Below are 26,970 nucleotides of genomic sequence, written 5' to 3'. Positions count from 1 at the left end.
GAAGAAACTCGTCCCCTATCCCTGGAGTCCTCCCCGCGAATTTTCTCGCGGACGACTCAACAAGCAGGGGCAGAAAGTAGGGGAAGAACCTTCCCTACTCTCCGTGGTCCGGTGGCTCGCCGACGTGGCCCGTTCACCTGCCCTTCGAGGCATCCCTCGGCTGGCGCCTCGGGCACCTCAGAGAGCGGTGGGGTGGTGGACGCTTATGTGCAGTTCAGAGCGCGAATCACCGAACTCTTCGGAGTCAGCGACCACTCCGAGTGTCGTCTATGCGGCCTCTGCCGACCAGGACTCGACGACCTACTCGATGTCCATGCTCGGCTGTCCTGCCATCAAGACAAAGATGAAAACGCCATAGGCGACAACACATGCAACACCGGCGGTGAACAACGCGCCTACCAGGCTTCGCGTACGCCGATACACGGTGACGGCGGCGATCACGGCCGCAACAGCCAGAATCGGAACGGACACAACGGCAGCGAGCGGCATGAAACGACACTACTCAGTCACAGATACATCGTGGCCAATGCGCGAACGCGTTCCACGACCGCCGCGCGCACGCTTTCTGGCGCACACACCTCGACATCGGCGGCGAAGGTCCACAGGGCGTTGACCGCATGCCGTTCTCCGACAAAACCCAAGGTCAGCTCGATACGACCATCCTCAACCGTGACCGGCGTTCCCTGTTCATCGGCGATCCCGCGCAGCACCTTCGCCGTCTGCTCCGAGCACCGCACCGTCACTCCGATGACGGTGAACCCGGCGCGAAACTCATCGCGCCGGCGTTGCCAGATCTCTTCGAGGTCGACGTCGTCGGACCGTCTGGCAGGCTCGTCGAGGATCTCGACGTCGGACATGCGCGACATCCGATACATGCGTTCGCTGCCCTCGACCTCGGCAACGAGATACCAGGTGTCGCCGGCGACGATCAGTCCCACCGGATCGAGGACGCGTTCGGCGGCGTGGTCGGCGCCGCGCCGGCGATACCGCACGCGGATGCGCCGACCGTCGAAGACCGCCTGCTGGACGGGCCCGAGTGCGTCGAGCTGTTGTGGTGGACGCACAAAACCCTCCGGCCGCACCAGGATTCGCTGTGCAGCACGCACCGCCGACGCCCGGAACTGTTCCGGCAGCGACGCGGCGACCTTGCGCATCGCCGACGCGAAGGCGGGCGAATCAATACGCCCACTGCCGGCGACCAGCGATCGGGCCTCGTCGAGGGTGAGCCCGGAGAGGTCGGTGCGGTAGCCCGGCAGAAGCGCAAACCCGCCATGCCGTCCACGTTCGGCGTAGACCGGCACGCCCGACAGCGACAGCGCATCGATGTCGCGCAGTACCGTCCGCTCCGATACCTCCAACTCGGCGGCGATCTGCGCGGCAGTCATCTGCGAGTGCGTTTTCAGCAGCATCAGGACCGCGAGTAGACGTTCGGCGCGCATGATTCACATTCTCCTCGAAATCATGACAGAAGGTGTCATGTATTGGCCGTTGACTGGTTCATGAGACAGCCACCAACCGAAGGAGAACGTCATGAACCGCCCCGCCGATCCCCGCCCCGTCTACGCCGCAGCCACCGCCTGGACCACCGGCATCATGCGCACGGTCACCGACGAACAACTGGGCAACCCGACGCCATGCACCGAATTCGACGTCCGCGCACTGTGCGCACATCTGATCGGAACCGCGCGTCGCGCCGAAGGCCTCGCCGCCGGCGCCGACATCTTCGCGATCAACCCTTACCCCGACATCTACGACGTGCAGACCTACGCCGACACCGTCGCCCACGCCATCGAGCTGTGGTCCGACGACGCCAGACTGTCCGCGATGGTCACCGTCCCGTGGGGCACCGTGCCGGGCGCGGGCGCGCTCTGGGGCTATGTGAACGAGACCCTGGTGCACGGGTGGGATCTGGCCGTCGCGATCGGGGCCGACGCCGAGGCCGGTCCCGCGATCGTCGCACCCGCACTAGCCGTCGCTCAGCAGTTCATCTCCGCCGACATTCGCGACGACGACGATGTGCCGTTCGGGCCGGTTGTCGAATCCCGACCGGATGCCGGGCTGACCGAGCAGCTCGCCAACTGGTCGGGGCGGGAATCGCGCAGCTGGGTCGGGGTGCGGGCGTGAGCTGAAGGTGTACCGCGAACAGCAGCACCGAGTAACTACCGCTCCCTGAGGTGCTCGAGGCGCTAGCCGAGAGCCTCGAAGGACCTGGTGAGACGCGTCGCCAGGGCCTTCGAGGCTCGTCGGTTTCGAGACGCGTCGGGTCGCTTCGCTCCCTCGTCGCTCCTCAACCCGGCGGCTTGCGCTCCTCGCACCTCAGGCAGCGGGAGGGTCGCGTTCGCTCGTCAGGCAGCGGGAGGGTCGCGTTCGCTCGTCAGGCAGCGGGAGGGCCTCAGGCAGCGGTGGACGGTTCGGAGTGCGAACTACCATCGAAATAATGACCACGCCCGAACTCCCGCGCAACGCGGTGTTCGCGTCGTTGGCCAGTCACAACTACCGCCTCTACTTCGGCGGTCAGGCGCTGTCGCTGATCGGGACGTGGATGCAGGCCACCGCGCAGGCGTGGCTCGTGCTGACGCTCAGCGGTTCGGCGTCGATCCTCGGGATCATCGTCGCGTTGCAAGCACTGCCGGTGCTGCTCCTCGGGCCGTACGCGGGGGTGGTCGCCGACCGCGTCGATCGACGCAAGCTGATGATCGCGCTGCAGTCGGTCATGGGGATCCTCGCCGCCATCCTCGCGACGCTCGCGCTCGGCGGCTGGGTGCAGGTCTGGCAGATCGCGATCCTTGCGGTGTTGCTCGGACTCAACAACGCCTTCGAGAATCCGGCACGCCAGGCATTCATCCACCAGATCGTCGGCCACGACCTCATCCGCAACGCGGTCACGCTGAACTCGGTGCTGGTGAACGCGGCGCGAGCCGTCGGGCCGGCCACCGCGGGCGTCATCCTCGCGGCGGTCGGCGCCGGCTGGTGCTTCGCCATCAACGCGGCCAGCTTTGTCGCGGTCGTGGTGTCGCTGCTGGTCATGCGCACTTCCGAGATCACCTACGAACAGCCGGTGGCGCGCGCCAAAGGCCAGCTCCGCGAAGGGCTCCGGTATGTCGGCGGACGCCCGACACTGTGGGTGCCGCTGGTGATGATGGCGATCGTCGGAACGCTGGCCTACGAGTTCCCGGTGTCGTTGCCCGTCGCGGCGAGCGAGGTGTTCGACGGAGGGCCGCAGGCGTTCGGGTTCATGACGTCGTCGATGGGGATCGGCGCGGTGATCGGCGGGCTGGTCGTCGCGGCGCGGGGCACCACGGGCCTGCGGACCTTGACCTTCGCCGCCTTCGGATTCGGCGTCACCATCGCACTCACCGCGCTGGCACCGACCCTGTGGCTGGCGATCATCGCCCTCTTCTTCGTCGGTTGGCTCAGCGTGTCGTTCATGTCGACGGGCAACGCCACCCTGCAGCTCGAATCCGAGCCCCAGATGCGCGGACGGGTGATGGCGTTGTGGTCGGTCGCCTTCATGGGGTCGACGCCGATCGGCGGACCCATCATCGGTGCGGTCAGCGAGTATGCCGGTGCGCGCGTCGCACTCGGCGTCGGCGCGGCCGCCTGCTTCGCTGCCGCCGCGATGGCGCTCCTGATGTATCGGACACGGACCCGGAAACCGGCTCGCCTGCAGCACATGTGAAGCTGTAGGCCCGCCGTACATCGAACAGAGGATTCGCAGCATGCGCTATCGCGATGCACCGACCGTCGAGGTGTCCGAACTGATCGAGGGATGCACCGTCGAACGCGTGTGGGACATCGTCGCCGACATCGCGCTTCCGACGCAGGCCGACGGTGAACTGGTGTCGGCGGAGTGGGTCGGCGAGCCCGCCGAGATCGTGGTCGGGGCGCGCTTTCGCGGCACCAACTCCGCAGAAGGACTCGGCACGTGGACTGCCGAATGCGAGATCGTCGAGGTCGAGCCGGGACGACGCTGGGTCTGGACCGCGGGTGGGCCCCAAGGTGAGCCGTGGTCCACCTGGGCGTTCGAGGTCGACGCGTCGTCGAAGGGTGCGATCGTGCGGCAGTGGGCCCGCCTTGGTCCGGGACCGTCACGGTTGTCGCAGGCCATCGAGGCGAACCCGCATCTGGAAGGACGCATCATCGCCCGGCGCATGGATGACTGGCGTCGTGGCATGCAGGCGAATCTGGACTGGGTGCGCGGCCAGTTGGTCAACTGACCATCCAATTCTCCCAATTGCGTCCGGTCGACCCGACCGCTCAGTAAGGTGACTTGGATCACGGCGGGCGAGTACCGGGGGATTCGATGGGGAATCGCACAAACACATCCTTGTTGCGTAGGCGCGGACCGCGCGTGCTGCGTTCAGTGGCGATACTGATAGTCGGTGCCGCGCTGGTGGCGACCGCGCTGACGGCGACACCCGCCCACGCAAGTACCCACTACTTCCCCGACATCTCCGAGGTCTCCGTCCCCAAGGCCGAGTGCGGCCCGGGCTCGCTGCCCGAACCCGGACTACAGGGCGACGTGAGTGCGGAGGACCGAAACTCCGGCCGCAGCCGACGCGGCTATCGCTGCAACATGACCAAGGTCGGCAACGTGCGCGGTGCGGGTGGTGGCATCGTGTCGGCCACCTTCGAGCATTGCAGCTACACGGGAAGTCTGTTCCCCGGCAACAACTTTGTCCGACAGCCGGGTGTGCAGGTGGTCGACGCGTCGAACCCCGCCCGGCCGCGCGTCGTCGGGTCGCTCACCGATCCCGCGATGCGCGGCGGCACGTGGGAGACGTTGAAGGTCAACAAGAAACGCAAGCTGCTGGCGGCGACCTCGGTTCCTCTGCTGTGGGGTGGCGGCTTCTTCGCCGTCTACGACATCTCCGACTGCGAACATCCGCGTCTGCTCAACCGCGGGCCGGGCGTGTCGACCCCGCTACCCTTCACCTCCCATGAGGGTGGGTTCTCGCCCGACGGTCGTACGTACTGGGCGTCGGGGATCTGGCCCGGCCACCTGTCGGCCATCGACATCTCCAATCCCGCTGTCCCTCGGGTCATCTGGCAGGGCCTGCACGGATTCCTGGGCCACGGCTTCGGCATGACGCCGGACGGGAACCGGATGTACATCTCCAACGGACTCGGGATCAACATCCTCGACACCCGCGCGATCCAGCGTCGGGCACCCTATCCGCAGGTACCGAGCATCGCGACGTACCTGTGGCCCGACGGACAGGTGAACCAACACACCATCCCGGTCACCTATCGCGGTGTGCCCTATATCGTCACGGTCGACGAACTCGGTTCCGGCGGAGTCAAGTTCTTCAACGTCACCCGCCCCAACCGGCCCGATTACGCCGCTCAGATCAAACTCGAGATCAACCTCCCGAAGAACCTCGACACCAACTTCCGGTCGGGCATGGGCGGCAGCGTCTTCAACAGCAATCCGCACTACTGCACCGTCGACCGTCCGGCCGACCCAACCGCACTCGCCTGCTCGTGGGAGTCATCGGGCATCCGCGTCTTCGACATCCGAAACATCAAGAGCATCAGGGAGATCGGCTACTACAATCCGCCGGCGCAGAAGAACGCCACGATTGCCGACCTCCCCAACTCGCCGCACGTACTCGGCTCGATCTCGGGCGTGCCGGCCGTCGAATTCCTGAGTCTGGGGATGGCAATCCTGCACGGCAAGGTGTCGTTGCCGGAGATGATCGGTCCGCGCACCGGGATGGTCGTCGGCGGCGACATGGCCACCGACTGGTGCTTTTCGCCGCCCGAATGGCGCGGCAACCAGATCTGGACCACCTGCGCCGACGGTGGCTTCTACACCCTGCAGCTGAGCCCGCGCGTGTATACGCCACCGCCAAACCAGGATTCGACGATCGGATGAGCGCATCACGATGGTCGGGCGCGCTTCGGATTGCCGCGGCCGCCTCGGTCGCTGTGCTGATCCTGGCGATCGGCGCGGTGGCAGGCGCGGCCTGGCAGCAGTCCCGGCACAGCGATTCCGATGCGCCCAGCACCGTCGACGTCGGATTCGCCCAGGACATGTCGACCCACCACGACCAGGCAATTCTGATGTCACGCACCGTGTCCGGGCTGCCCGGCGTCGGCGCCGAGATCCGCGTACTCGCCGACCGCATGGTGCTCACGCAGAGCACGGAAACGGCAACCCTGCGTGGCTGGCTGCAATGGTGGGGCGAGCCACTCACGTCGGACACGCCGATGTCGTGGATGGGCCACACCGACCATGGGTCGCACGGACATGCTGCGTCGCAGGAACATTCGGGACCCGCGACCGACCAACCACCCATGCCCGGCCTGGCCAGCGTCGACGAACTCGGTCGGCTGTCGACACTGACCGGCCGGGCAGCGGAGATCTACTTCCTGCAGTTGATGATCCGACACCACCGCGGCGGCCAGGAGATGGCGCGGGACGCCTTCAACGACGACCGCGCGAGCACGGCCACCCAACAGTGGGCGCTCACCATGATCGGCGATCAGGGCAACGAGATCGGACAGATGACCCTGATGCTCAAGGCGCGCAACGCCGAACCGTTGCCGACGTGAGAGTCAGTCGGTCTTCCACCGCAGGGTGAACAGCTCCCAGACCTCTTTCTGGTCCGCCGCCCACGGGTCGTAGACGAACGGCGCATGGCGTAGTGCCATGCCCGCCTCGCGCGGGGTCCGGTCGGCCTTGAAACCGTTGCACGACCGGCATGCGGCAACCAGGTTGCCGAACGTGCTTCTCCCACCGCGCGACACCGGCACGATGTGGTCGACGGTGTCGGCCGGACCTTCGCAGTACGCGCAGATCCACTGGTCACGCCGCAGGATCGTCGGCGACGACGCGTAGGAGTCCATCGACTTCCCGGCGAACGGACGGTAGGCGTTGCGCTTGATCGCGACCACCTTGTGGATCGGGAGCGTGAGCGTCGGCGAATGCACCACCCGGATCACCGGGGTTCCCTCGACGTTTCGGGCCACCTCGGTGGTCAGCAGCACCGCCGCGCGGCGCCAGGTGACGCGCGCCAGGATCTGTAATCCGGCGTTGGTGACGAAGATGGTCATGGCTTCTCCTCGAGACGATGGCGAACTGGTCGGTGCGCCAACGATTCGGGATCAGCCTGGAATGACGATCCCGAGATCCTTGGCGCTCGGGACGGGGCGCAATGCGGTACACGTGAGTCCGTGACCGGGTTCGCGGTCCCGATAGCTCCGGGTTCCGACGATGGTCATGTGCGCCACCTCCTCTCGCTGGGGTCGGGTTTCATGTCTTACCGACGACGATAGTCGCCGCAACGGGTGACGGTAGTGCGACGTGCGGGTCAGAGCCAAGTGAATTTCTCCGGTCGGATGCCCGCGCGACCTATCGTCGAGGCATGACCGACGAGCGCCCGCGGCGCGTTGTGGACCTGACCGCGTCGATCGTGATCTGGTTCTGCCACGTGCTGCTGGCCGTCGGCGTCTTTGGCCTGTCCGTTCTCACGACTTTCGGGACCGACGCGTGCGCCTACGAGGCGTGCGGGAGTCCCCGGTGGATCGATGCGGCGATCTGGACGGCCGCGGTCGGCAGCCTCGTGCTGCTGTTGGCGTTTCCCTTGGTCATCAACGCGCGAGGACGCGCGCGACGCCTGGCCTTTCCGTTCGCCCTGATCGGATGTGTTCTCGAGGTCGCACTGGTGCCCGTGGTGTTCGCGATCGCGAGCAACGCCGGGCCTGTGTAGCAACGAGTCGACGTGTCGCACGTCACTCAACGTGATCCTCACAGGTAGTGGGAGTACCCTCTGCGCGGGACCCGGACCGAGAACCGGCCGGGATCGGCACGGAGTGGAGGCGATCATCGTTACCGAGCGACCCGCAACGGTCACCGAGGATTACCTCGACCCCGACGAGCGAGACGACCCCAAACCGGCGGCCAAAACACGCAAGCCCGACAAGCACCTCTATCAGATCGACTTCGTCCGTCTGGTGACCTTTGCGTCGGTCATCCTCGACCACGTCATCCTCAACATCCCGCACATCGTGAACATGTCGACCGGTGCGGTCGGCCTGATGATGCGCTACACCCGGTACTCGTTCTTCGCGCTCACCGGTTTCGTCCTGACGTATCAGTACCGCGACCGCGAGCTGAAGCCGCTGACGTTCTGGCGTCGCCGCTACAAGCTGATCGGACTCCCGTTCGTCACCTGGAGCCTCTTCTACTGGGTCTATGGCCGCTACCTGGTCGGCGGCTGGTCGAACGTGGCGTCGAACTTCGAATCCGCCGAGTCCATCACGTTGGCGGTCAAATCGATCTGCTACGACCTGATCACCGGAAACGCCTGGTACCACCTGTACTTCCTGTCGGTGAGCATGCAGATCTACCTGGTGTTCCCGGGCATTCTGTGGGTGCTCCGCCGCACGTGGGGCTATCACCGCTACCTGCTCGCCGCGAGCTTCGCTTTCCATCTCTGGCTGATCTATGCGATGACCAGCCCACCCATGCAGTTCATCCCGGCCGGGGTGCACACGGCGCTGTCGAAGCATCTCGTCGCGACGATCATCCCGTACCAGTTCTTCAATCTCGCCGGCTGCGTCGCGGCGATGCACTACCCCGCGTTCCAGGCCTTCATGGTCAAGTGGCGCAAGGTGATCATTCCCGCGGGTATCGCGGTGATCGCGGCGACCATCGTGTACTTCGTCAATCAGGTCGACCTGGGTATCAGCATCGAACGCGCGTCCAACGTGTTCCTCGTGCACAACGTCTTCGCCTATATCGCGGTGATCTTGATCCTCTACTGCCTGGGAACGCTCTGGCAGGATCGTCGACGCCCCGGATCGGTGGCCGACGGGTTCATGCGCACCGCCGCCGACCGGTCCTTCGGCATCTACCTCGCCCATGCCCTCGCGCTGAGCGCGCTGATGCCGATCATCCGGGAACACGCCGGTTCCGCGCCCTGGCCGCTGCTGCTGCTGTCGTTCCTCGGCACAGTCGTCCTGACGGTGTTCATCGTCGAGGTGCTGCGTCGGAGCCCGATCAGCCTCATCACCACCGGCCGCAACCGGCTCGACTGGCGTCAGCAGAACGCGGGACGGTCGCTGATCGTGGGCATCGTCGCGATCGGCATCGGCGTCGCCGTTCGCCTGGTGATCGAGCCGCTCACCGGGAACCTGATCATCGCCACCGCCGCACTGCTCGTCGTTTCCGCGGTTGCGGTGTTCTGGCGGCGTTACCGCGACGGTAAGGGCGACCGGGACGGCACCGGTGCAGATACCACGACACCGCGCGCCAAGAAGTCGGTCACCGTCGAGGGCTGACTCAGCGTCGCCAACACGAGGTCGGCCACCGCCGCCTTGCCTCGGGCGTTCGGGTGATAGGACACGCCACCCTGGCCGAAGCCGTTCACCCAGGGAGTCTTCGAACAGACACCGTGATCGACGCCGGCTTTGGACGCGCGGACCAGGATGGTGCCCGACGCCGCAGCTGCGCGGGCGGTCGCGGCGGTCATGGCGTCGTACACCTGGCGTGTCGAGGCCACCTGCGCGGGAGTCAGCGGCAACCCGGGGCAGGTCCGGTCGTCACGCCCGAGCACCGGCACATAGTCGACGAGTACGACGACGGCACGCGGGGCACGCGCCCGGACAGCCGCCACGGTCTCGACGATGGCCCGCTCGACGGCGACATAGGCCTGCGGCGTCGGATCGGAACGAACCGAGTGAGGCCGGGTGCAGCTCTTCGCAGTCAACGGATGAATGCGCGCAATGTCGACGTTCGCGCAGCTGAGGGCGAGCAGCCTGGACATGTAGTCGAGGTCGTTGCCGCCGGTGGTGATCGTGACCAGGCGGGTGTCGGGCGTGACCGCGGCGATCTGCGGCTCGCGCAGCGAGCGCTGCGGCACCCGCAGGATGTTGGACGTCCGCGAACCACTGCAGGAGACATCCGACAAACGCATGTCGGTGGCGTCTGCGACCTGATGCGGGTAGTTGTCGGCCGATCGTTGGCACACGGTCCGCAGGCCGCGCACCTCCGGGCCTGCCGCGTAGGAACTTCCCAGCGCCACGTACTTGCTCAGCGCGAAGACAGACAGGACCGGGGTGTCCGAACCCGACGCGGTGGACCGCACCGGGTAACTCGGCTCGGGCATCACCGCTGAACCGGGAATCATCACCGCCGCCGCCGCAATCACGGATGCCACGACGACCGCAGCGTGCGACCACCGGTGACGACTCATCCCGCCAGTGTCACATATCGCCGACGCCCTATCCCGACAACTCCCCCGAACCGCATGGGGTGGCGCTGGTCACGACCAGATGTCCGGCAGGTCCTTGGCGACCGACATCGGGAAGTTCGGGGGGCGCTTCTCCAAGAACGCCGTCACCCCCTCGTAGACATCCGCCGACTGACCGCGGTAGTAGATCGCCTTCGAATCGGCGACGTGCGCATCCACCGGGGACGGCGCACCGGCCATGCGCCACAACAACTGTCGCGTCAGCGCGACGGAGACGGGAGCACTGTTGGCGGTCATCTCACGGGCCACCGCGATGGCCGTCGCGAGCACCTCGTCCTTCGGTACGACCTGCTGAATCAGTCCATGTTCGAGCGCCTCGTCGACCGACACCATCGTGGCGCCCATCGTCCACCGGAGAGCGGTCGGCAATCCGACCAACCGGGGCAGAAACCAGCTCGACGCCGCCTCGGGCACCAATCCTCGTGCGGCGAAGACGAATCCGAACTTCGCGTCGTCGGATGCGATGCGCGCGTCGGCCGGCAGGGTCATGGTCACGCCGACCCCGGCGGACGGACCGTTGACCGCCACCACGACCGGCTTGAGCGACCGGAAAATCCGCAACGAGAGTCGGCCGCCCTCGTCGGGCGGGACCTCGTCGGTGACCGACGACGCGTCGAAGGTGTCGGCGCCACCGCCGAGATCGGCTCCGGCACAATAGGCCCGGCCGTTCCCGGTCAGCACGACCGCCCGCACCGAGTCGTCGGCGTCGGTCTCGTCGAAGGCGTCGATCAGCGCCTGCCCCATCTGCATGGTGAACGCGTTGAGACGATCAGGGCGATTGAGGCGGAAGATCGCGATCTCGCCGTCGCGTTCGACGATGACGGGTGGGATGTCGGAATTCTCGGTACGTGATGGCACCCACACAACCTACTCGATGACCGAACGAGCGTTCCGTCGATCGTGAATCGCGGCGTTGGCGAGCCCATCCGCTCCCTGAGCGTGGATCCGTGGAGGGTTTGCATCTGGGCCTCAGATTCCGCTGCCTGAGGTGCGACGAGCGCTAGCCGCCGGGCTGAGGAGCCCCGTGCGAGGTACGAGCATGGAGCGTCTCGAAGTCGAGGAGCCTCGAAGGCCTGGTGACGGCTGCTACCTGGTCAACCAATTACCCTGTCTCACTAGCCCTTCGAGGCTCTCGGCTAGCGCCTCGAGCACCTCAGGGAGCGGTAGAGACTCCTGAGGGAGCGATGGGTGCACTCGACGCCCGGTCAACGGTTTGGGACGCCCGGTCAACGACGACGGCGGCGCCACCCATCAGGTGACGCCGCCGTCGTTGGTTGAACTCGTAGGTCAGCTCGCGTCGGACCCGCCGTCGGCGGCCTTGGTCAGCTCGACAGGGGCGTCGGGCACCGCGCGCGGCTTCTCCGAACCGGTGAAGGTGAACTTGGCATCTTCACCGTCGTCCTCGCCGTCCCAGCCTTCGACGTCGACCAGCACGATCTGACCCGCGGTGATCTCGTTGAAGAGGATCTTCTCCGAGAGCTGGTCCTCGATCTCACGCTGGATGGTGCGACGCAACGGCCGGGCACCGAGCACCGGGTCGAACCCGCGCTTGGCGAGCAGTCCCTTGGCCCGGTCGGTCAGCTCGAGAGCCATGTCCTTGTTCTTCAGCTGCGTCTCGACGCGGGCGATCATCAGGTCGACCATCTGGATGATCTCGTCCTGAGTCAGCTGATGGAAGACGATGACGTCGTCGATACGGTTGAGGAACTCGGGCCGGAAGTGCTTCTTGAGCTCGTCGTTGACCTTGAGCTTCATCCGCTCGTAGTTCGACTGCGAGTCGGCACCCTTGGTGAAGCCGAGGCCCACCGCCTTGGAGATGTCGCTGGTGCCGAGGTTCGAGGTGAAGATCAGCACGGTGTTCTTGAAGTCGACCGTGCGGCCCTGACCGTCGGTGAGACGACCATCCTCGAGCACCTGCAGCAGCGTGTTGTAGATCTCCGAGTGCGCCTTCTCGATCTCGTCGAACAGCACCACCGAGAACGGCTTGCGGCGCACCTTCTCGGTGAGCTGGCCGCCCTCTTCGTAGCCGACGTACCCGGGAGGGGCACCGAACAGACGCGACGCGGTGAAGCGGTCGTGGAACTCGCCCATGTCGATCTGGATGAGCGCGTCGTCCTCGCCGAACAGGAAGTTCGCCAGCGCCTTGGAGAGCTCGGTCTTACCGACACCCGACGGTCCGGCGAAGATGAACGAACCCGACGGACGCTTGGGGTCCTTCAGGCCGGCACGCGTGCGGCGGATCGCCTTGGACACGGCCTTGACCGCGTCCTCCTGGCCGATGATCCGCTTGTGCAGCTCGTCCTCCATGCGGAGCAGACGGGTGGTCTCCTCCTCGGTGAGCTTGAACACCGGAATACCGGTCCAGTTGCCCAGAACCTCGGCGATCTGCTCGTCGTCGACCTCGGCCACGACGTCCATATCGCCACTGCGCCACTGCTTTTCGCGCTCGGCACGCTCGGCGACGAGGGTCTTCTCCTTGTCGCGCAGGCTGGCCGCCTTCTCGAAGTCCTGCGCGTCGATCGCGCTTTCCTTCTCCTTGCGGGCGTCGGCGATGCGCTCGTCGAACTCGCGCAGGTCTGGCGGTGCGGTCATCCGGCGGATGCGCATGCGTGCGCCGGCCTCGTCGATGAGGTCGATCGCCTTGTCCGGCAGGAACCGATCGTTGATGTAGCGGTCGGCCAGCGTCGCCGCGGCCACGAGTGCACCGTCGGTGATGGACACACGGTGGTGGCTCTCGTAACGGTCGCGCAGACCCTTGAGGATCTCGATGGTGTGCTCCACCGACGGCTCGCCGACCTGCACCGGCTGGAACCGGCGCTCGAGGGCGGCGTCCTTCTCGATGTACTTGCGGTACTCGTCGAGAGTGGTCGCACCGATGGTCTGCAGCTCGCCACGGGCCAGCTTCGGCTTCAGGATCGACGCGGCGTCGATCGCGCCCTCGGCAGCACCCGCGCCGACGAGCGTGTGCAGCTCGTCGATGAACAGGATGATGTCGCCGCGGGTGTTGATCTCCTTGAGCACCTTCTTGAGGCGTTCCTCGAAGTCACCGCGGTAGCGGCTGCCGGCCACCAGCGACCCGAGGTCGAGGGTGTAGAGCTGCTTGTCCTTGAGCGTCTCCGGCACCTGGCCGTTGACGATGGCCTGCGCGAGACCCTCGACGACGGCGGTCTTGCCGACGCCGGGTTCGCCGATGAGGACCGGGTTGTTCTTGGTGCGGCGGCTCAGCACCTGCATGACCCGCTCGATTTCCTTCTCGCGGCCGATGACCGGGTCGAGCTTGCCCTCGCCGGCGGCAGCGGTCAGGTTGCGACCGAACTGGTCGAGCACGAGCGAGGTCGACGGGGTGCCGGACTCGCTGCTGCGACCGCCGGTGCCCGCCTCCTGCGGCTCCTTGCCCTGGTAACCGCTCAGCAGCTGGATGACCTGCTGGCGGACCCGGTTGAGGTCGGCGCCGAGCTTGACCAGCACCTGGGCGGCAACGCCCTCGCCCTCGCGGATGAGGCCGAGCAGGATGTGCTCGGTGCCGATGTAGTTGTGGCCGAGCTGCAGCGCCTCACGCAGCGACAGCTCGAGGACCTTCTTGGCACGCGGAGTGAACGGGATGTGTCCCGACGGCGCCTGCTGTCCCTGGCCGATGATCTCCTCGACCTGACTGCGGACACCTTCCAGGGAGATCCCGAGCGACTCGAGGGCCTTGGCGGCCACGCCCTCGCCCTCGTGGATGAGACCGAGCAGGATGTGCTCGGTTCCGATGTAGTTGTGGTTGAGCATCCGCGCCTCTTCTTGGGCCAGAACCACAACCCGTCGCGCGCGGTCGGTGAACCGTTCGAACATTGTTCTCCCTCACATTGCTAGCGCCCCGGCCGCCGTGGGTGTGACATGGTGCACTGACACGTCGACCAGCCTGGTTCCACTCTAGTGGTCGTCGGGTGTACACCTACAGTCAACGTCTGTCCAGATGACGTCGAACACCGGGTGCGGCGGGGATCTGGCTCATACAACCGCCCAGGCCAGCGCGGTGTTCCCCATCTGATACGCCCAGAGCGAACGGATCGGTTCTCCGCCCCGAGATCCGCAGCGTCAGCCGTGCAGTACCGCGATGACGTTGCCCGACGGGTCGGTGAACCACGCGATGTCGGGTCCGCCGTGTTCGCCCGACCGGACGATCCCGCGCTCGTCGTGGTCGAAGCCGTCGTAGCGCAGGAACTCGACGCCCTGGGCGGCGAGTTCGTCGACCGCCTTGTCGAGGTCGTCGACCGGGAGGTTGAGCATCGTGTAGCCGGCCGGCGTGTGGTCGGGCTTGGGGTAGGCCATGACCGTCGTCTGCCGGTTGATACGAATGCCGAGCACGCCCATCGGGAAGCGCAGCACCCGCATGCCGAGCACGTCCCGATAGAACGTTTCCGCGGCCTCGAGGTCGCCCACGGCGAAACCACTGAATGCCAGGTTCGGCTCGCTCATCTGGGCTTCGCTCTCGTCGGAGAGGCGCAGGATCTGCAGCCAGTTGCCGTCGGGATCTTCGACGGTGCCGAAGAGATTGCCGTCGCGGGCCCTCGAGCGGACTCACCCACACGGCGCCGAGTTCGTCGAGCCGTTTCGCGGTTGCGCTCGGATCGTCGACCTCGACGTTGAGGATGGCTCGCGCGCCGCCGGGGTTGGGCCCGGACACGTCGTCGCGCTTGTCGAACATCAGGTAGAAGCCGTCGAGCGCGACCACCTGATAGCCGTCGTCGCCGGGGGTGGACTCCACTTTCGCCTCGAAGGCGGTGGCGTACCACTGCGCGAGGCGGGTGGGGTCGTCGCTGGACAGGAGCATGGAGTTGATCGCTGCGGTAGCCATGTCAGTGCTGACCGTTCCGGACCGGAGAACTCATCGGAATGCGACGATCGAATTCAAGCAACCAGGAGGTGCTCTTCCACGATGACATCCAAGACGAACTCCGCGTGGCCCGAGATCCCCGTCGCCGAGTGGACCGACACTCGCGACACTTTTCAGCTGATGACGCAGATCGTCGGCAAGGTGCGCATGGTCAACACTCCGCGCATGAGTCACTGGTGGAATGTGACGCTGTATGTGACGGCGCGCGGCCTCACCACCGCACTGATCCCGCACGGCAGCACGTCTTTCCAGATGGACTTCGATCTGATCGACCACCAATTGGTGGTGTCGACGACGTCGGGTGAGAAGCGATCGCTGAAGCTGGAGTCGCGACCGGTGGCCGACTTCTACCGAGATGTCATGGCGATGCTCGACGATCTCGGGTTATCGACGGAGATATGGGAAATGCCGGTCGAGATCCCGGGCGCGATCGCCTTCGACGAGGACCGGGAGCATGTGGCCTACGACCCAGACGCCGTCCATCGCTTCTGGCTTGCGCTGGTTCAGATCGACCGGGTCTTCGAGATCTTTCGCGCGCGCTTCATCGGTAAGGTCAGTCCGTCCCACTTCTTCTGGGGCGCAGCCGATCTCGCGGTGACACGATTCTCCGGCCGAGAAGCCCCCAAACACCCTGGCGGAGCACCGAATTGCGGCCCAGAGGTGATGTGGGAGGCCTACTCGCACGAGGTGTCGAGCGCGGGCTACTGGCCCGGCCCCGACGGCGAGGGTTACTTCTACTCCTACGCCTATCCGGAACCCGAGGGCTTCACGGCCGCTCCGGTGGCGCCGTCGTCGGCCTATTTCGACGCCGGCCTCGGCGAATTCCTGTTGCCCTACACCGCGGTTCGAGAAGCCGACGATCCCGACGCAGTGCTGCTCGACTTCCTGCAGAGCACCTACGAGATCGCCGCGGATCTGGGCGGGTGGGACCGAAAGAGCTTGGAACGCTGAGCAATCAGACCACGAACGCGTCGATGATGCGATCCATCACGACGAGCATCTCCTCGGTGGCCTGCTCCCGATCGTCGGCGGCGGCGACGTAGAGCGCCGACTCGTCGAGCGCGCCGATGGCCACATGCGCGATGGGGCGGGTGGGCTGTTCGGCCACCTGCCCGAGCTCGATGGCGGTCCGGATCAGTCCTTCTAGGAGCGCGAAACCGAACTGCTCCCCCCGCGCTCGCCACTCCTGCCAGCCCAGGACCGCGGGCGCGTCGACGAGCCCGATGCGGTGTCGGACGGGTTCGGCGAACACCTCGAGAAACGCCCGAACGCCGACCTTGAGAGCCGCGATCGGATCGGTCGGCGCGAGTTCTGCCATGGACTCGGCGCACAGCGCGACAACTTCCTGCTCGAGCTCGTCGAATACCGCGGTGAACAGGCCCTTCTTGTCGTCGAACTGGTGGTAGAGCGCACCACGTGTGACGCCTGCGCGCTCGACGATCGCCTGAGTTCCGACGTCGGCGTAACCGTGTTCGCCGAAGAGTTCGCGGCCGGCCTCGACGAGGGCGGCACGGGTCGCGGCGGTGCGCTCTGCCTGCGTCCGACGGTTGACTTTCATACAGCTTGTACGTAACTTTCATACCGAGTGTTTGTAAATGAACTCATCAAGCCTACGACGGAGGCCACCATGCCGACCATCGAACTCGCCACGGCAACCATCGAATACGAAACCTTCGGACCAGAGGACTCGCCGCATCCACCGGTGGTGTTCGTACACGGCGTGGTGGTCGACGGTCGTATGTGGACCGATGCCGCCCAGAGCTTGGCCGACGCCGGATTCCGTTGTTATGCACCAACTTTCACCCTCGGCGCGCATCACATCCCTTGGGGGCCCGACGCCGATCGCACTCCGTCGGGGGCGGCGCGGTTGATCCGTGAGTTCGTGGGCGCAATGGGATTGACGAGCCCGACACTTGTCGGCTGCGACACCGGCGGCGCGCTCTGCCAGTTCGCACTGGATCAGGACCCGGATTTCGCCGGCCGCGTAGTGTTCACCAATTGCGATGCGTTCGAACAGTTTCCGCCGCAGCCGTATCCTGTCGTCTTCGCCCTGCTGACCCGGCCCGGCCTCACCAAACGGCTCGTCGGGCTCCTGCACCGTTCGACGGCGCTTCGCCATTCGATCGCCGGCTTCGGACTGCTCGTCACCGACCCCGATCCCGAGCTGTCCGCGTCGATCCTCGATCCGTTGCGCAGCGACGAACGAATCCGCGACGACCTCGCCGCCTTCCTGCGCGCCATCGACTCGTCCGAACTGGCCGCGATCACGCCTCGATTGTCGAAGGTCGCGGTACCCGTGTCCGTCGTCTGGGGCACCGCCGATCGCGCGTTCCGGCCGAAACTCGGCCGCCGTCTGGCGTCGGTCTTCGCCGACGCCACCTTCACCGAGGTACCCCGATCGCGCACCTTTGTCGCGATGGACCGTCCGCAGGCCGTGGTCGACGCCGTGGTCGAGATCAGCGCACGGCAGGTGCCGCGTCGGCCCTGACGAAAAAACTTGCGCGAAGGGCGTCGGGTTTTGGGCCCCACGAACGACGATAAGGGTGTGAGCGGTCAATCCGGCGGTGCTGATGCGCTGCTATCGGTCTACGACGAGGCACTTCCCTCGGTGTACGGCTACGTCGTGCGGCGCTGCGCCGACCGCGCGGTCGCCGAGGACGTGACCTCCGAGACCTTCCTCGCCGCGATGGACACCGTGCGCAGAGATGCGTCGGCGGTGCCGTCGACGCCCTGGCTGATCGGGATCGCGCGGCACAAGCTGGCCGACCACTGGCGGCGGATGCGACGCACACCGGAGCCGGTGGACGAGTTGCCCGAGACGACGGATGACGACTGGGATGCCCATCTGGATCGGATGGTCGCCCATCACACCCTGGCGACCCTCGGACCGGCCCACCGCGCGGTGCTGACGTTGCGCTACGTCGACGATCTCCCGGTCGCCGATTGCGCGCAGATCCTCGACCGCACCGTCGGCGCCACCGAGGCACTGCTCACCCGGGCAAAGCGCGCATTCCGCGCCGCCTACCCGGAGAACGAATTCCAATCGAGCCGGAGAGGAGGTCACGCATGAACAACACCGAGTTCCCCGACACCAGCGGCGATCCGCTGCGCATCCTGCGCGGTGTCGACAGCGGATTCGACGACCCGGTCGCGCCGGACGCCGCATTCGCTGACGCGTTGCGTGATCGCCTCCGTCGCGGCGCGACCCTACCCGAAGGAGTCATCATGAGCACGACCGTCGAAACAGTTTCAGCACCAACTCAATCCGAGCCGGTCGTCGAACGGCCGGGAGCACTGCCCTACCTGACCGTCGCCGACGCCCGTGCGGCGATCGACTGGTATGTCGCCAATCTCGACGCCCGACTCCGTGGTGAGCCGATCGTCATGGAGGACGGCACCATCGGGCATGCCGAGCTCGAGATGGGCGGCGGCGTGGTCTATCTCGCGGGCGAGTTCGCCGACATGGGTTTGCGTGCACCGACTCCCGGGCATGTCTCGGTGAGTCTGATGCTGGCCGTTGACGATACCGACGCAGCGGTCGCGCGGGCCGGACGTGGCGGTGCGTCGGTGACGCGGGAACCCTACGAGGGCTACGGAAATCGGACCGGCACCATCATCGATCCGTTCGGACATCGGTGGATGCTGACGGGACCGTCGAAGAGCGCTGTCGCAGCGTCGGACCGTATTGCGCAGGGCGACCTCGTCTACATGTCCTTGCAGACGCCGGACGCCGCGCGGGCCGCGCGCTTCTATCGCGCAGTCCTCGGCTGGGAGTACGACCCGGCGAGCCGCCAGGTCACCAACCTTGGTCACCGCCTGGGCATTTCCGAGGCCGGCGACTACGGGAACAACACCTTGTACTGCGTGTACGCCGTCGACGACTTCGGGTCGGCGCGTGAGGCGATCATCGCCGCCGGCGGTGCGGTCGGCAGCATCGACGAGGTGTCGAGTGATGGCGCTCGGGTACTCGACGCCGTCGACGATCAAGGAGTCCGATTCTCGGTGCACGTGCCGGACCCGGCGGCGCCGCGACCGCCGCAACACCCGCGAGGCATCGGCGAGATGTCGTACCTGACCGTGCTCACTCCCGACAGCGCCCGTCTGCGGGCGTTCTACGGCAGCGTGCTCGGATGGGAGTTCCATCCCGGGCGCATCGACGACGGCTGGGAGGTCGACGACGTCCGCCCGCAGATCGGCATCGGCGGCGGTGCCGACACGTCGGTCGCGGTGCCGATGTGGATCGCCGACGACGTGGAAGCGGCGGTCGAGCGTGTACGAGATGCGGGTGGTCGGGTCATCGACGAACCCCAGCGCGCACCCTACGGCGTCACCGCCCGCTGCGCCGACGACCAGGGCGCCGAGTTCTACCTCGGCCAGCTCTTCTGACCCACCCCACCCCCGTTGACGATTCAGTGGGTGTCGTCGTAAGTGCCTTGCGCGTCCCGGACATCGGCGACGTGGGCTTCGACGAACTCGATAAGCCCGAGCAGTCGGTCGGCCACCTCGCGACCGGTCGGCGTCAACGAATACTTCACCTTGGGCGGGATCGTCTGCAGCACATCACGATTCACGAAACCGTCGCGTTCCAATGACTGCAGGGTCACCGACAGCATCCGTTCGCTGACGCCGTCCACTCGACGCCGCAGCGCGTTGAACCGCAGATCACCGTCGGCGAGGGCCGCCAGCGCGAGGAGACCCCACCGACTTGTGACGTTGTGGAGGATGTCGCGCGACGCACAGTCACGGGCGAAGACGTCGGCAAGCAAGGCGGGATCGGGAATCCCGTCGTCGTACGCCGCGTCTGTCATGACCTGCATTCTATGCCAGCCACACCCTAAGCGCTAACTCCTACACTTGCACTGTACTAATAGTAAGTGCATGCTGCTAGAGAACCACTAATGGCCGGCGCCTCGACGCGTTCGGCGATACGGAAGGAAACGCATGACCACATACGCAGTGACCGGAGCAAACGGCGGACTTGGACGCGCGACGATCGAGGCACTGATCGAACGAGGCGTCGCGGCGTCCGACATCATCGCGATCGTCCGCGACGCAGGTCGTGCGCAGCACTTGTCCGACGCGGGCGTGACAGTGCGGGTCGCCGACTACGACGACGCGGCAGCGCTGTCGGCCGCACTCTCCGGCGTCGACCGACTGCTGTTGGTGTCGGGCTCGGAATTCGGTAGTCGAGTTCGCCAGCACGGCAACGTGATCGAAGCCGCGAAGGCCAACGGCGTCGACCTGCTCGCCTACACCAGCATCCTGTACGCCGACACCTCGCCGCTCAAGCTTGCCGAGGAGCATCTCGCGACCGAGCACATCCTGGCCGACAGCGGGGTACCCCACACCTTGCTGCGCAACGGCTGGTACTGGGAGAACTACGTCGGATCAGCTCCGGCGGCGATCGAGTCGGGCACGCTGTACGGCAGCGCTGGTGCCGGACGCGTCGCGGGTGCCGCCCGTCGCGACTACGCCGACGCGGCCGCAGCCGTCCTCATCGCGGGGACCGTGGGAGCGGTGTACGAACTCGCCGGCTCCGAACCACTCGACCATCCCGCCATCGCGGCGGCCATCGCCGAGGTGAGCGGAAAGCCGGTGCGGTACCAGGACATCCCCGAATCCGCGTACGCCGAGGCGCTGGTCGGGGCAGGGCTACCGGCCCCCGTTGCAGCCATTCTCGCGGACTCCGATGCCGGAGTGAGCCGTGGCGCCCTCGACTCCACGTCGACCGACCTCGCCGACCTCCGCGGGCGCCCGAGCGCGTCACTCAAGCAGGTGCTCGCCGAGTCCCTCGTCAGCGCACGCTGAACCGTTTGGGACGCACGGTCAACGGGCGGCGATGAGCCCGGCCACCAGCGTCGCGAACGCGGCGACGGTGGCGACCGCGCGGATGACGTTCCATCGCACCCATTGCGTCGTGAAATCAGCCCATACGGCGGCGACCTCACCGCCCGACACATCACCGGCAGCAGCGAGCCGGTCGTTGGCCGGCACGTTGACGATCGCGGTGATGAGCAGGCCCACCACGATAAGCACCACCGCTGCGACGATCCACCACCGTAGGTCGCTTCGCCAGAACGCCCAGATGCTCAGCGCCCCGAATACCAGTGGGCCGAGGAAGATCACGGCGAACACCGGATTGAGGATGGCGACGTTGATCCGCTGCATCGCCGGCACGGCCGACACCGGACCGGCACGATCCAGACCCGGCATCACCGCGTAGGCGAAGGCCGCCAGCAAACCGGCGCTGAGCCCGGTGGTGACCACCGTGATACCGAGGAGTGCATCCCTGACTGAGTTCATGGGTTCATCCCACACCCGCAACGTGAGACGATCCATGGTCGTGGAGCGCAGAAACATAAGCCAGAGTCTCGGCGAGTCTCCGACACCTCCCCGACAGGGTCGTGACCACACAATGATGATTGACTGATCGGCATGCCCAACCGATCGTGGATCGCCACTGTCCGTCGGCGTCTACCGTTTGGGATCGGGACTGTCGTTGGCGTGTTGTGCGTGGTGATGGTGGTGGCCGCCGGCGTCGTGCTGGCCGGCGCTCCGGAAGATGACGACACCGAGTACGGGTACGGGCTCTTGCGCGACTATCGGAACAATCCCGACGTCTCGTGGACGCTCACCGACGCCGACCTGCCCGGGCATTCGGGCGTTGGCACCATCGACGTAGCCGACACCTTCGGCGACACTTGGCTCCTCGCCTACCCGAACGGTCTCGGCCGGGCCTTCATGGCCATCGACCGCCGCAGCGGAAAGCCGTTGTGGAAGCAACCGGTTCGAGCCGGACTGGGCGACTGCGCATTCACCGACACCGGACAGATCGGATGTGCAATCGACCTGGGCGACCCACCCGAGCCCGGCTTCCACCTCATCGGTGACGACGGCACCCCATCGTCGACGACGGATCTCGACGACACCGCAGTGGTGTTCGGTGTCGGCCCGAACTTTCTGCGTATCAACAAGTTCAAGTACGAGGTCAGCCTGATGACGCCGACCGGTGCGTCGCTGTGGACCAAACGATTCGCCAACGCCGTCCTCACCGACGAGGTACAGATCAGCGGCAGCGTGGTGATCGTCCCCACCACCGACGGCAGCCAGTACGCACTTCGACGCACCGACGGGCAGGAGCACCTCACCTGCGGCCAATGCCAGATGACGCTGTACCCGGGCGGACTCGTCGTCGAGTACAGCGAGGCCGCCAACGAGCGGGTGTCGACGTTCGCCATGCCCGACGGCCGACTCGACGCCGATCCCGTCAACACGATCCCGGGCGTCCGCGTGATCACGGGGCCGTCGACCAAGCCGGTCCTCGAGAGCAGTTCGACGGTTTTCGACACCCACGGCACCTACTCGGTGCGCGATCCGGCGAGCGACGACGTCTGGCAGGTCAATGCTCCCGAGGCATCCAAATCGGGGGCCCGCCCGTGTGGTCCGCTGGTCTCGCTGGCGCGCAAGGACGGCTCCCGCGTCACTTTCGCGCTCACCGACGGAACCATCCTCGGCGAGATGCCGCCACCCGACTTCCGCGACCCCGACAGCAACATCGGCTACCTCCGCTGTGTCGGCGCCTCGGCCGACCTGATGGTGTTCGGCAACGCACACCGACTCAGCGCGTTCGCACCGGACGGCCGGGTCGCGTGGACGATCGGTCTGAGCAGCGGCGCGGCGTCGGTGGTCGACGGCTATCTGGTGCTGACTCAGGGCACCACGCTGTCGCTGCTGAGTCCTTCCTGAACCCGGCGGCTACTGCTTTCAGCCTCCTGAACTGGGGAAACACGACGGCGTCGTGCCCGCAAAATCTAGGGGAAGAACTTTCTTCCCCGGGGTTCGTAGTCGTCCGCGAGAATTTTCTGGGGGAAGGCTCCAAGGGCCGGGGAAGAAGTTTCTTCCCCTACTTTTTGTGGGCGCATGTTCCTGGCGTCGCGTTCGGCGGAACGCGACAACCGACGATCGGTGACTGAGATCGGGCCTGTCAGCGGCCGCTTCCGGGACATACCTGGAGGACCACCGTCAGGGGCCCGATCTCAGTCACCGGCCCGAGAGTTGAGTTGGAGAACGCGGGTGCTGCAGCACTCTCATCCTCCAACTCGGCACCGGTTGTCGTGGTGCCGGCCGCGGAAGCTCCGAGTCGCATCGCGGCCAGGGCTCTTCCTGGCTCCACGATCGCCGACGACGTCGGCGGGCGGGCGCTGCACGGGACGGATGGCGCCCCTATTCGAGCATCGAATACGCCGCGTGTGCGGCAAATCACAAAACCGTGTCCCTTACCGCAGCTAACTGCATCGACCGAGTCGAGTCGGCGTCGCTGCCGCCATATTGGTAACGGATAAATAACGGCAAGCTAACGGATTCATGTACGGTCGGCCGAGTTCTTCAGCAGCAACACGAGCAGTACACGCGAGGTCGATCAGTTTGGGTAAGCACTCGAAACCACGGAAAGCACGAGCACCGTTCGTCGCCGCAGCATTGGTGCCAGTCGGCATTCTGGCGGCCGCGGCGACCGCTGGAGCCGATCCCACACAGCACGCGGCACCGCAGACCGAGGCTGCTCACGCCGCGGCAGACCCGCACACCGTTGCGCTGGCCAACCACCACGTGACCGGCCCGTCGGCCCGCCAGACCGCGGATCCTGCCCCGCGCATTCCCGCGATCGTGCCCGCCCGTCCGGTCAGCGTGACCGACGGCGCGGTACCTGCCAGCAACTACGACGCGTACCGCAACGCCGCCGACATCATGTCGCACACGACGCCGCGCTGCGGCATCGACTGGAAGGTCATCGCCGGTATCGGCAAGGTCGAGTCCCACCATGCCGACGAGGGCAACGTGGACGCCCGCGGCACCCTGCGTGAGCCGATCTTCGGCCCGATGCTCAACGGCACATTGGCCGGCAACCAGGTCGTCACCGACACCGACCACGGCGCGCTCGACGGCGACGCGTCCTACGACCGCGCCGTCGGCCCGATGCAGTTCCTTCCCCAGACCTGGAATCACTACGCGGCCGACGCCAACGGCGACGGCAAGATCGACCCGCAGAACATCTTCGACGCGGCACTGACCACCGCGCGCTACCTCTGCGACGGCAATCTGAACCTACGCGACAACGCGTCGCTGGTGACCGCAGTGCTGCGCTACAACAATTCCATGACCTACGTCGACGACGTGCTCGGGTTTGCCCGGTCGTACTAGCCGTTCAAGAACGCCTGCAGCGCAGCGGAATACATCTCGACGTCGGCAACGCCCATGAGTTCGCGGGCGCTGTGCATCGCGAGTTGGGGCGCTCCGACGTCGATAGTGGTCAGCCCGGTGCGTGCGGCGGTGATCGGACCGATCGTCGAGCCACAGGGTAGATCGGCGCGGTGGGTGTAGCGCTGCATCGGCACGCCGGCGCGGTCGCAGGCGAGCGCGAAGATGGCCTCCCCCAACGCATCCGACGCGTAGCGCAGATTCTGATTGACCTTGAGAACCGGGCCGCCGTTGATGGCGATGCGGTGTCCCGGCTCGTGGCGTTCCGGATAGTTCGGGTGGGTGGCGTGCGCCATGTCCCCGGACAGGCACACACTTGCCGCCATCGAGCGCAGATAGTCCGGTCGGGAACCGCCGCGCGCCAACACGATTCGCTCACACACGGTCGCCAGGAAGTCAGACGCGGCCCCGCGTTCGGATCCGCTGCCGACCTCCTCGTGGTCGAACAGTGCGAGCATCCGGGTGTGGGTCGACGCACCACCGTCGAGCAGCGCCCGCAGACCCGCGTAACAGGTGCCCTGGTTGTCCAGACGCGGTGCGCTCAACAGGTTTTCGTCGACGCCCAGCACCCGGCTCGGCGTCACGTCGTGAGTCATCAACTCCCAGCCGAGGAGAGTGTCGGGGTCGACGCCCGCATACTGCGCCACCCAGCCGAGCACGTCGGGCACGGTCTCGCCGACACCCCAGATCCCGTCGAGGTGTCGTTGCGGGTCGAGAGCGACGCCCTTGCGATCCTCGGACAGGTGAATGGCCAACTGCGGCACCCGGACCACCGCTTCGGTGACGTGTACCAGCGTGTGCTCCACGGCGTCGCCCGCCCGGTAGGCGAGCCGGCCGGAGAGCCCAAGGTCGCGGTCGAGCCACGAGTTGAGCCAGGCACCCCCGTAGGGTTCGAGCGCCACCATCGCGACACCGGCGGACGTCCGGTCCGGGTGTTGTTTGAGACGAAGATTGGGACTGTCGGTGTGGCCGCCGACGATCCGGAACGCGTCGCCGTCACCGGCGTCCCAAGCGATGATCGATCCGCCGCGGACGACGTAGTGGCGTCCCCACCCCTCGGAATCCGGTGCAGGCCAAGACTTTTCCTCGAACAGTCGCCGGTAGCCGGCTTGCTCGAGTTCGGTCGCCACGCTGGCACAGACATGGAAGGGCGATGGGGAGGCGTCGACGAACCCGCCGAGCCCGGCCGCCGTTGCCGTCGTGGTGATAGTCATCGGTTGCCTTCCGTGGCAGCCGCTTCCAGCCGGAGGTCGGCCTCGCGGTCGGCGACCTTGGCCATGGTCGCGAGGAGCGTGATCATCAGGATCAGCTCACCGAGGTTGCCCAGCCACAGCACCGCGGTACCGGCGGCCGCCGCAAACAGCATCGCCAGAGCTCCGACGAGCAGCCACTTGAAGTAGCTGTAACGCGCGGCCATCCCGCCCAGCACGATCAACGCCAGCACCGTCACCACCGCTGCGATCGGCGGCCCAGAAGCACCGGCGTTGACGTAGCGCAGGGCGTCACCTGCGTTCTCGGGCTCGAGGTCCAGGCGCACGATGTCGGTGATGATGCCGATCACTTCCAGCATCGCGACGAGCAGAAGACCTGGGATCACGACGTTGCGGGTGCCGATCTGCTTGACGCCCAACCGATACACCAGCACCCCGGCGATCGGAATCAGCAGTGGCACGAAGAATGCGTGTATCCAGTAGCGCGGCACGTTGATCGCCATCAGCGCGTCGCCGTAGCCGACGAAGCGGCCCACCGCGACCGCGAAGTTGTCGTAGGCCAGACCCAGGCAGATGACCGCAACGGCCGACGCGATCTCCCCGACCCGCCACCGCATCCGAAACGCCAACACCCCGACCACCAGAATGCCGACGCCGATGAGGGCGAAGATCGCGGAGGTCATGGTGTGGCGGCCAGCACGGCGTCGATCGCCGAGTAGAACAGTCCGAGCCCGTCGTCGCTGGGTCCGGTGAGTGCCTCGGTGGCATGTTCGGGGTGCGGCATCAGGCCGACGACGCGACCGTCGGGGCTGCTGATGCCGGCGATGTCGAGCGCCGAGCCATTGGGGTTGCCGCCGGCGTAGGTGAAGACGATCAAGCCTTCGCCCTCGAGTTCTTCGAGTTTGCGCTCGGGTGCGACGTAGCGGCCCTCCCCCGACTTGAGCGGGATGAGGATCTCGGCGCCGCGCTCGAACCGCGTGGTCCAGGCGGTGGTGTTCGACTCGACGCGCAACCACTGGTCGCGGCAGATGAAGTGCAGACCCTCGTTGCGGGTCAACGCGCCGGGCAGCAGTCCGGCTTCGCAGAGCACCTGGAAACCGTTGCAGATGCCGAGGACCGGCATGCCCTTGGCCGCCGCCTCGACCACCGAACCCATGACCGGCGCGAAACGTGCGATGGCGCCTGCGCGCAGATAGTCACCGTAGGAGAAGCCGCCCGGAACGACGACCGCGTCGACCCCCTTGAGGTCGGCGTCGCCGTGCCAGAGTTCGACGGCCTCGGCTCCGGCGATCCGGACCGCGCGGGCAGCATCGACGTCGTCGAGCGTGCCCGGGAAGGTGATGACCCCGATTCGTGCTGTCATCTC

The 26,970-nt window shown here is 66.3% G+C and carries 26 protein-coding genes and 1 pseudogene; 14 read left to right on the top strand and 13 right to left on the bottom strand.

Going from position 1 to position 26,970, the window contains the following annotated elements:
• Nucleotides 1–300: 300 nt before the first annotated feature.
• Both ABZW74_RS13510 and ABZW74_RS13505 read right to left on the bottom strand, forming a co-directional pair.
• Nucleotides 301–489 carry a hypothetical protein gene (locus ABZW74_RS13510; protein ID WP_240862298.1) on the bottom strand — a complete coding sequence of 63 codons (189 nt, stop codon included), beginning with the start codon at nt 487–489 and terminating at the stop codon, nt 301–303.
• A gap of 17 nt (nt 490–506) precedes the next feature.
• A complete protein-coding gene (locus ABZW74_RS13505) occupies nt 507–1,439 on the bottom strand; it encodes a YafY family protein (protein WP_355276799.1) in 933 nt (310 codons plus the stop codon).
• 91 nt (nt 1,440–1,530) lie between these two features.
• Here ABZW74_RS13505 and ABZW74_RS13500 point away from each other — a divergent pair, with 91 nt between their 5' ends.
• The 5 genes from ABZW74_RS13500 to ABZW74_RS13480 all read left to right on the top strand — a co-directional run bounded on the left by ABZW74_RS13500 (nt 1,531) and on the right by ABZW74_RS13480 (nt 6,558).
• Entirely contained in the window at nt 1,531–2,124 is a 594-nt protein-coding gene (locus ABZW74_RS13500) for a TIGR03086 family metal-binding protein (RefSeq protein WP_240862302.1), read from the top strand.
• Between the two features lie 313 nt (nt 2,125–2,437).
• Entirely contained in the window at nt 2,438–3,679 is a 1,242-nt protein-coding gene (locus ABZW74_RS13495; protein ID WP_355276797.1) for an MFS transporter, read from the top strand.
• A gap of 40 nt (nt 3,680–3,719) precedes the next feature.
• Nucleotides 3,720–4,217: an SRPBCC family protein gene (locus ABZW74_RS13490; protein WP_240862307.1), complete on the top strand. Its 498-nt coding sequence runs from the start codon at nt 3,720–3,722 to the stop codon at nt 4,215–4,217.
• Between the two features lie 86 nt (nt 4,218–4,303).
• Nucleotides 4,304–5,878 (top strand): hypothetical protein, encoded by a 1,575-nt coding sequence (locus ABZW74_RS13485; protein ID WP_240862308.1) that lies wholly within the window; start codon nt 4,304–4,306, stop codon nt 5,876–5,878.
• Nucleotides 5,875–6,558, top strand: a complete 684-nt coding sequence (locus tag ABZW74_RS13480) for a DUF305 domain-containing protein (RefSeq protein ID WP_355276794.1) — start codon at nt 5,875–5,877, stop codon at nt 6,556–6,558. The genes ABZW74_RS13485 and ABZW74_RS13480 overlap by 4 nt, the downstream gene beginning before the upstream one ends.
• Before the next feature lie 3 nt (nt 6,559–6,561).
• Here ABZW74_RS13480 and ABZW74_RS13475 read toward each other — a convergent pair whose 3' ends face one another.
• Nucleotides 6,562–7,059, bottom strand: coding sequence for an HNH endonuclease (locus tag ABZW74_RS13475; RefSeq protein ID WP_240862313.1), 498 nt, complete (start codon nt 7,057–7,059; stop codon nt 6,562–6,564).
• 311 nt (nt 7,060–7,370) lie between these two features.
• Between ABZW74_RS13475 and ABZW74_RS13470 the strand changes: the two genes are divergently transcribed.
• Both ABZW74_RS13470 and ABZW74_RS13465 read left to right on the top strand, forming a co-directional pair.
• Nucleotides 7,371–7,715, top strand: a complete 345-nt coding sequence (locus tag ABZW74_RS13470) for a hypothetical protein (protein WP_355276792.1) — start codon at nt 7,371–7,373, stop codon at nt 7,713–7,715.
• Nucleotides 7,716–7,818: 103 nt separating this feature from the next.
• Nucleotides 7,819–9,288 (top strand): acyltransferase, encoded by a 1,470-nt coding sequence (locus ABZW74_RS13465; RefSeq protein ID WP_355276790.1) that lies wholly within the window; start codon nt 7,819–7,821, stop codon nt 9,286–9,288.
• Here the strand turns inward: ABZW74_RS13465 and ABZW74_RS13460 are convergent.
• The 4 genes and pseudogenes from ABZW74_RS13460 to ABZW74_RS13445 form a co-directional block, all read right to left on the bottom strand.
• Nucleotides 9,201–10,202 (bottom strand): SGNH/GDSL hydrolase family protein, encoded by a 1,002-nt coding sequence (locus ABZW74_RS13460; protein WP_355276788.1) that lies wholly within the window; start codon nt 10,200–10,202, stop codon nt 9,201–9,203. The genes ABZW74_RS13465 and ABZW74_RS13460 overlap by 88 nt on opposite strands.
• Nucleotides 10,203–10,271: 69 nt before the next feature.
• The gene (locus tag ABZW74_RS13455) at nt 10,272–11,117 is read right to left on the bottom strand and encodes an enoyl-CoA hydratase-related protein (RefSeq protein WP_355276786.1); all 846 of its coding nucleotides are present in this window, start codon (nt 11,115–11,117) and stop codon (nt 10,272–10,274) included.
• A 429-nt stretch (nt 11,118–11,546) separates the two neighbouring features.
• Nucleotides 11,547–14,093 (bottom strand): ATP-dependent Clp protease ATP-binding subunit, encoded by a 2,547-nt coding sequence (locus ABZW74_RS13450; protein ID WP_355276784.1) that lies wholly within the window; start codon nt 14,091–14,093, stop codon nt 11,547–11,549.
• Between the two features lie 246 nt (nt 14,094–14,339).
• Nucleotides 14,340–15,099: pseudogene (locus ABZW74_RS13445) on the bottom strand (VOC family protein).
• A gap of 81 nt (nt 15,100–15,180) precedes the next feature.
• Between ABZW74_RS13445 and ABZW74_RS13440 the strand changes: the two are divergent.
• Nucleotides 15,181–16,089 carry a DUF5996 family protein gene (locus tag ABZW74_RS13440; RefSeq protein WP_355276782.1) on the top strand — a complete coding sequence of 303 codons (909 nt, stop codon included), beginning with the start codon at nt 15,181–15,183 and terminating at the stop codon, nt 16,087–16,089.
• Between the two features lie 4 nt (nt 16,090–16,093).
• Here ABZW74_RS13440 and ABZW74_RS13435 read toward each other — a convergent pair whose 3' ends face one another.
• Complete coding sequence (locus ABZW74_RS13435) at nt 16,094–16,696, bottom strand: TetR/AcrR family transcriptional regulator (protein ID WP_240862329.1); 603 nt, start codon at nt 16,694–16,696, stop codon at nt 16,094–16,096.
• Nucleotides 16,697–16,765: 69 nt separating this feature from the next.
• On the opposite strand from ABZW74_RS13435, the gene ABZW74_RS13430 reads away from it, so the two are divergent.
• From ABZW74_RS13430 to ABZW74_RS13420, 3 genes are read left to right on the top strand one after another with little or no spacing between them, the layout of a single operon-like run.
• Nucleotides 16,766–17,626, top strand: coding sequence for an alpha/beta hydrolase (locus ABZW74_RS13430; RefSeq protein ID WP_355276779.1), 861 nt, complete (start codon nt 16,766–16,768; stop codon nt 17,624–17,626).
• Between the two features lie 57 nt (nt 17,627–17,683).
• Nucleotides 17,684–18,208 carry a sigma-70 family RNA polymerase sigma factor gene (locus ABZW74_RS13425; protein ID WP_355276777.1) on the top strand — a complete coding sequence of 175 codons (525 nt, stop codon included), beginning with the start codon at nt 17,684–17,686 and terminating at the stop codon, nt 18,206–18,208.
• Complete coding sequence (locus tag ABZW74_RS13420; protein WP_355276775.1) at nt 18,205–19,524, top strand: VOC family protein; 1,320 nt, start codon at nt 18,205–18,207, stop codon at nt 19,522–19,524. Before ABZW74_RS13425 ends, ABZW74_RS13420 begins: the two co-directional genes overlap by 4 nt.
• A 23-nt stretch (nt 19,525–19,547) precedes the next feature.
• Here the strand turns inward: ABZW74_RS13420 and ABZW74_RS13415 are convergent, their stop codons facing one another.
• The gene (locus ABZW74_RS13415; protein WP_355276773.1) at nt 19,548–19,946 is read right to left on the bottom strand and encodes a helix-turn-helix domain-containing protein; all 399 of its coding nucleotides are present in this window, start codon (nt 19,944–19,946) and stop codon (nt 19,548–19,550) included.
• Between the two features lie 133 nt (nt 19,947–20,079).
• Between ABZW74_RS13415 and ABZW74_RS13410 the strand changes: the two genes are divergently transcribed.
• A complete protein-coding gene (locus ABZW74_RS13410) occupies nt 20,080–20,946 on the top strand; it encodes an NAD(P)H-binding protein (RefSeq protein ID WP_355276771.1) in 867 nt (288 codons plus the stop codon).
• An 18-nt stretch (nt 20,947–20,964) separates the two neighbouring features.
• Here ABZW74_RS13410 and ABZW74_RS13405 read toward each other — a convergent pair whose 3' ends face one another.
• Nucleotides 20,965–21,441, bottom strand: a complete 477-nt coding sequence (locus ABZW74_RS13405) for an anthrone oxygenase family protein (protein ID WP_355276769.1) — start codon at nt 21,439–21,441, stop codon at nt 20,965–20,967.
• A gap of 201 nt (nt 21,442–21,642) precedes the next feature.
• Here ABZW74_RS13405 and ABZW74_RS13400 point away from each other — a divergent pair, with 201 nt between their 5' ends.
• Both ABZW74_RS13400 and ABZW74_RS13395 read left to right on the top strand, forming a co-directional pair.
• Nucleotides 21,643–22,884 carry a hypothetical protein gene (locus ABZW74_RS13400; RefSeq protein ID WP_355276767.1) on the top strand — a complete coding sequence of 414 codons (1,242 nt, stop codon included), beginning with the start codon at nt 21,643–21,645 and terminating at the stop codon, nt 22,882–22,884.
• 678 nt (nt 22,885–23,562) lie between these two features.
• Nucleotides 23,563–24,336 (top strand): lytic murein transglycosylase, encoded by a 774-nt coding sequence (locus tag ABZW74_RS13395; protein WP_240862344.1) that lies wholly within the window; start codon nt 23,563–23,565, stop codon nt 24,334–24,336.
• On the opposite strand, the gene ABZW74_RS13390 is transcribed toward ABZW74_RS13395, so the two are convergent.
• The 3 genes from ABZW74_RS13390 to purQ are packed head-to-tail and all read right to left on the bottom strand — an operon-like array spanning nt 24,333 to nt 26,967.
• A complete protein-coding gene (locus ABZW74_RS13390; RefSeq protein WP_355276765.1) occupies nt 24,333–25,607 on the bottom strand; it encodes a M18 family aminopeptidase in 1,275 nt (424 codons plus the stop codon). The two genes, ABZW74_RS13395 and ABZW74_RS13390, sit on opposite strands and share 4 nt — an antisense overlap.
• Nucleotides 25,604–26,287: a hypothetical protein gene (locus ABZW74_RS13385; RefSeq protein ID WP_240862348.1), complete on the bottom strand. Its 684-nt coding sequence runs from the start codon at nt 26,285–26,287 to the stop codon at nt 25,604–25,606. Before ABZW74_RS13385 ends, ABZW74_RS13390 begins: the two co-directional genes overlap by 4 nt.
• Nucleotides 26,284–26,967, bottom strand: a complete 684-nt coding sequence (gene purQ / locus ABZW74_RS13380) for a phosphoribosylformylglycinamidine synthase subunit PurQ (RefSeq protein WP_240862349.1) — start codon at nt 26,965–26,967, stop codon at nt 26,284–26,286. The genes ABZW74_RS13385 and purQ overlap by 4 nt, the downstream gene beginning before the upstream one ends.
• Nucleotides 26,968–26,970: the final 3 nt, after the last annotated feature.

The sequence above is a fragment of the Gordonia sp. NPDC003585 genome (assembly GCF_040610755.1).
Lineage (GTDB): Bacteria > Actinomycetota > Actinomycetes > Mycobacteriales > Mycobacteriaceae > Gordonia.
Note: the sequence above shows the minus strand (reverse complement) of the source record. Positions and strands in the feature narration are given on the sequence as shown.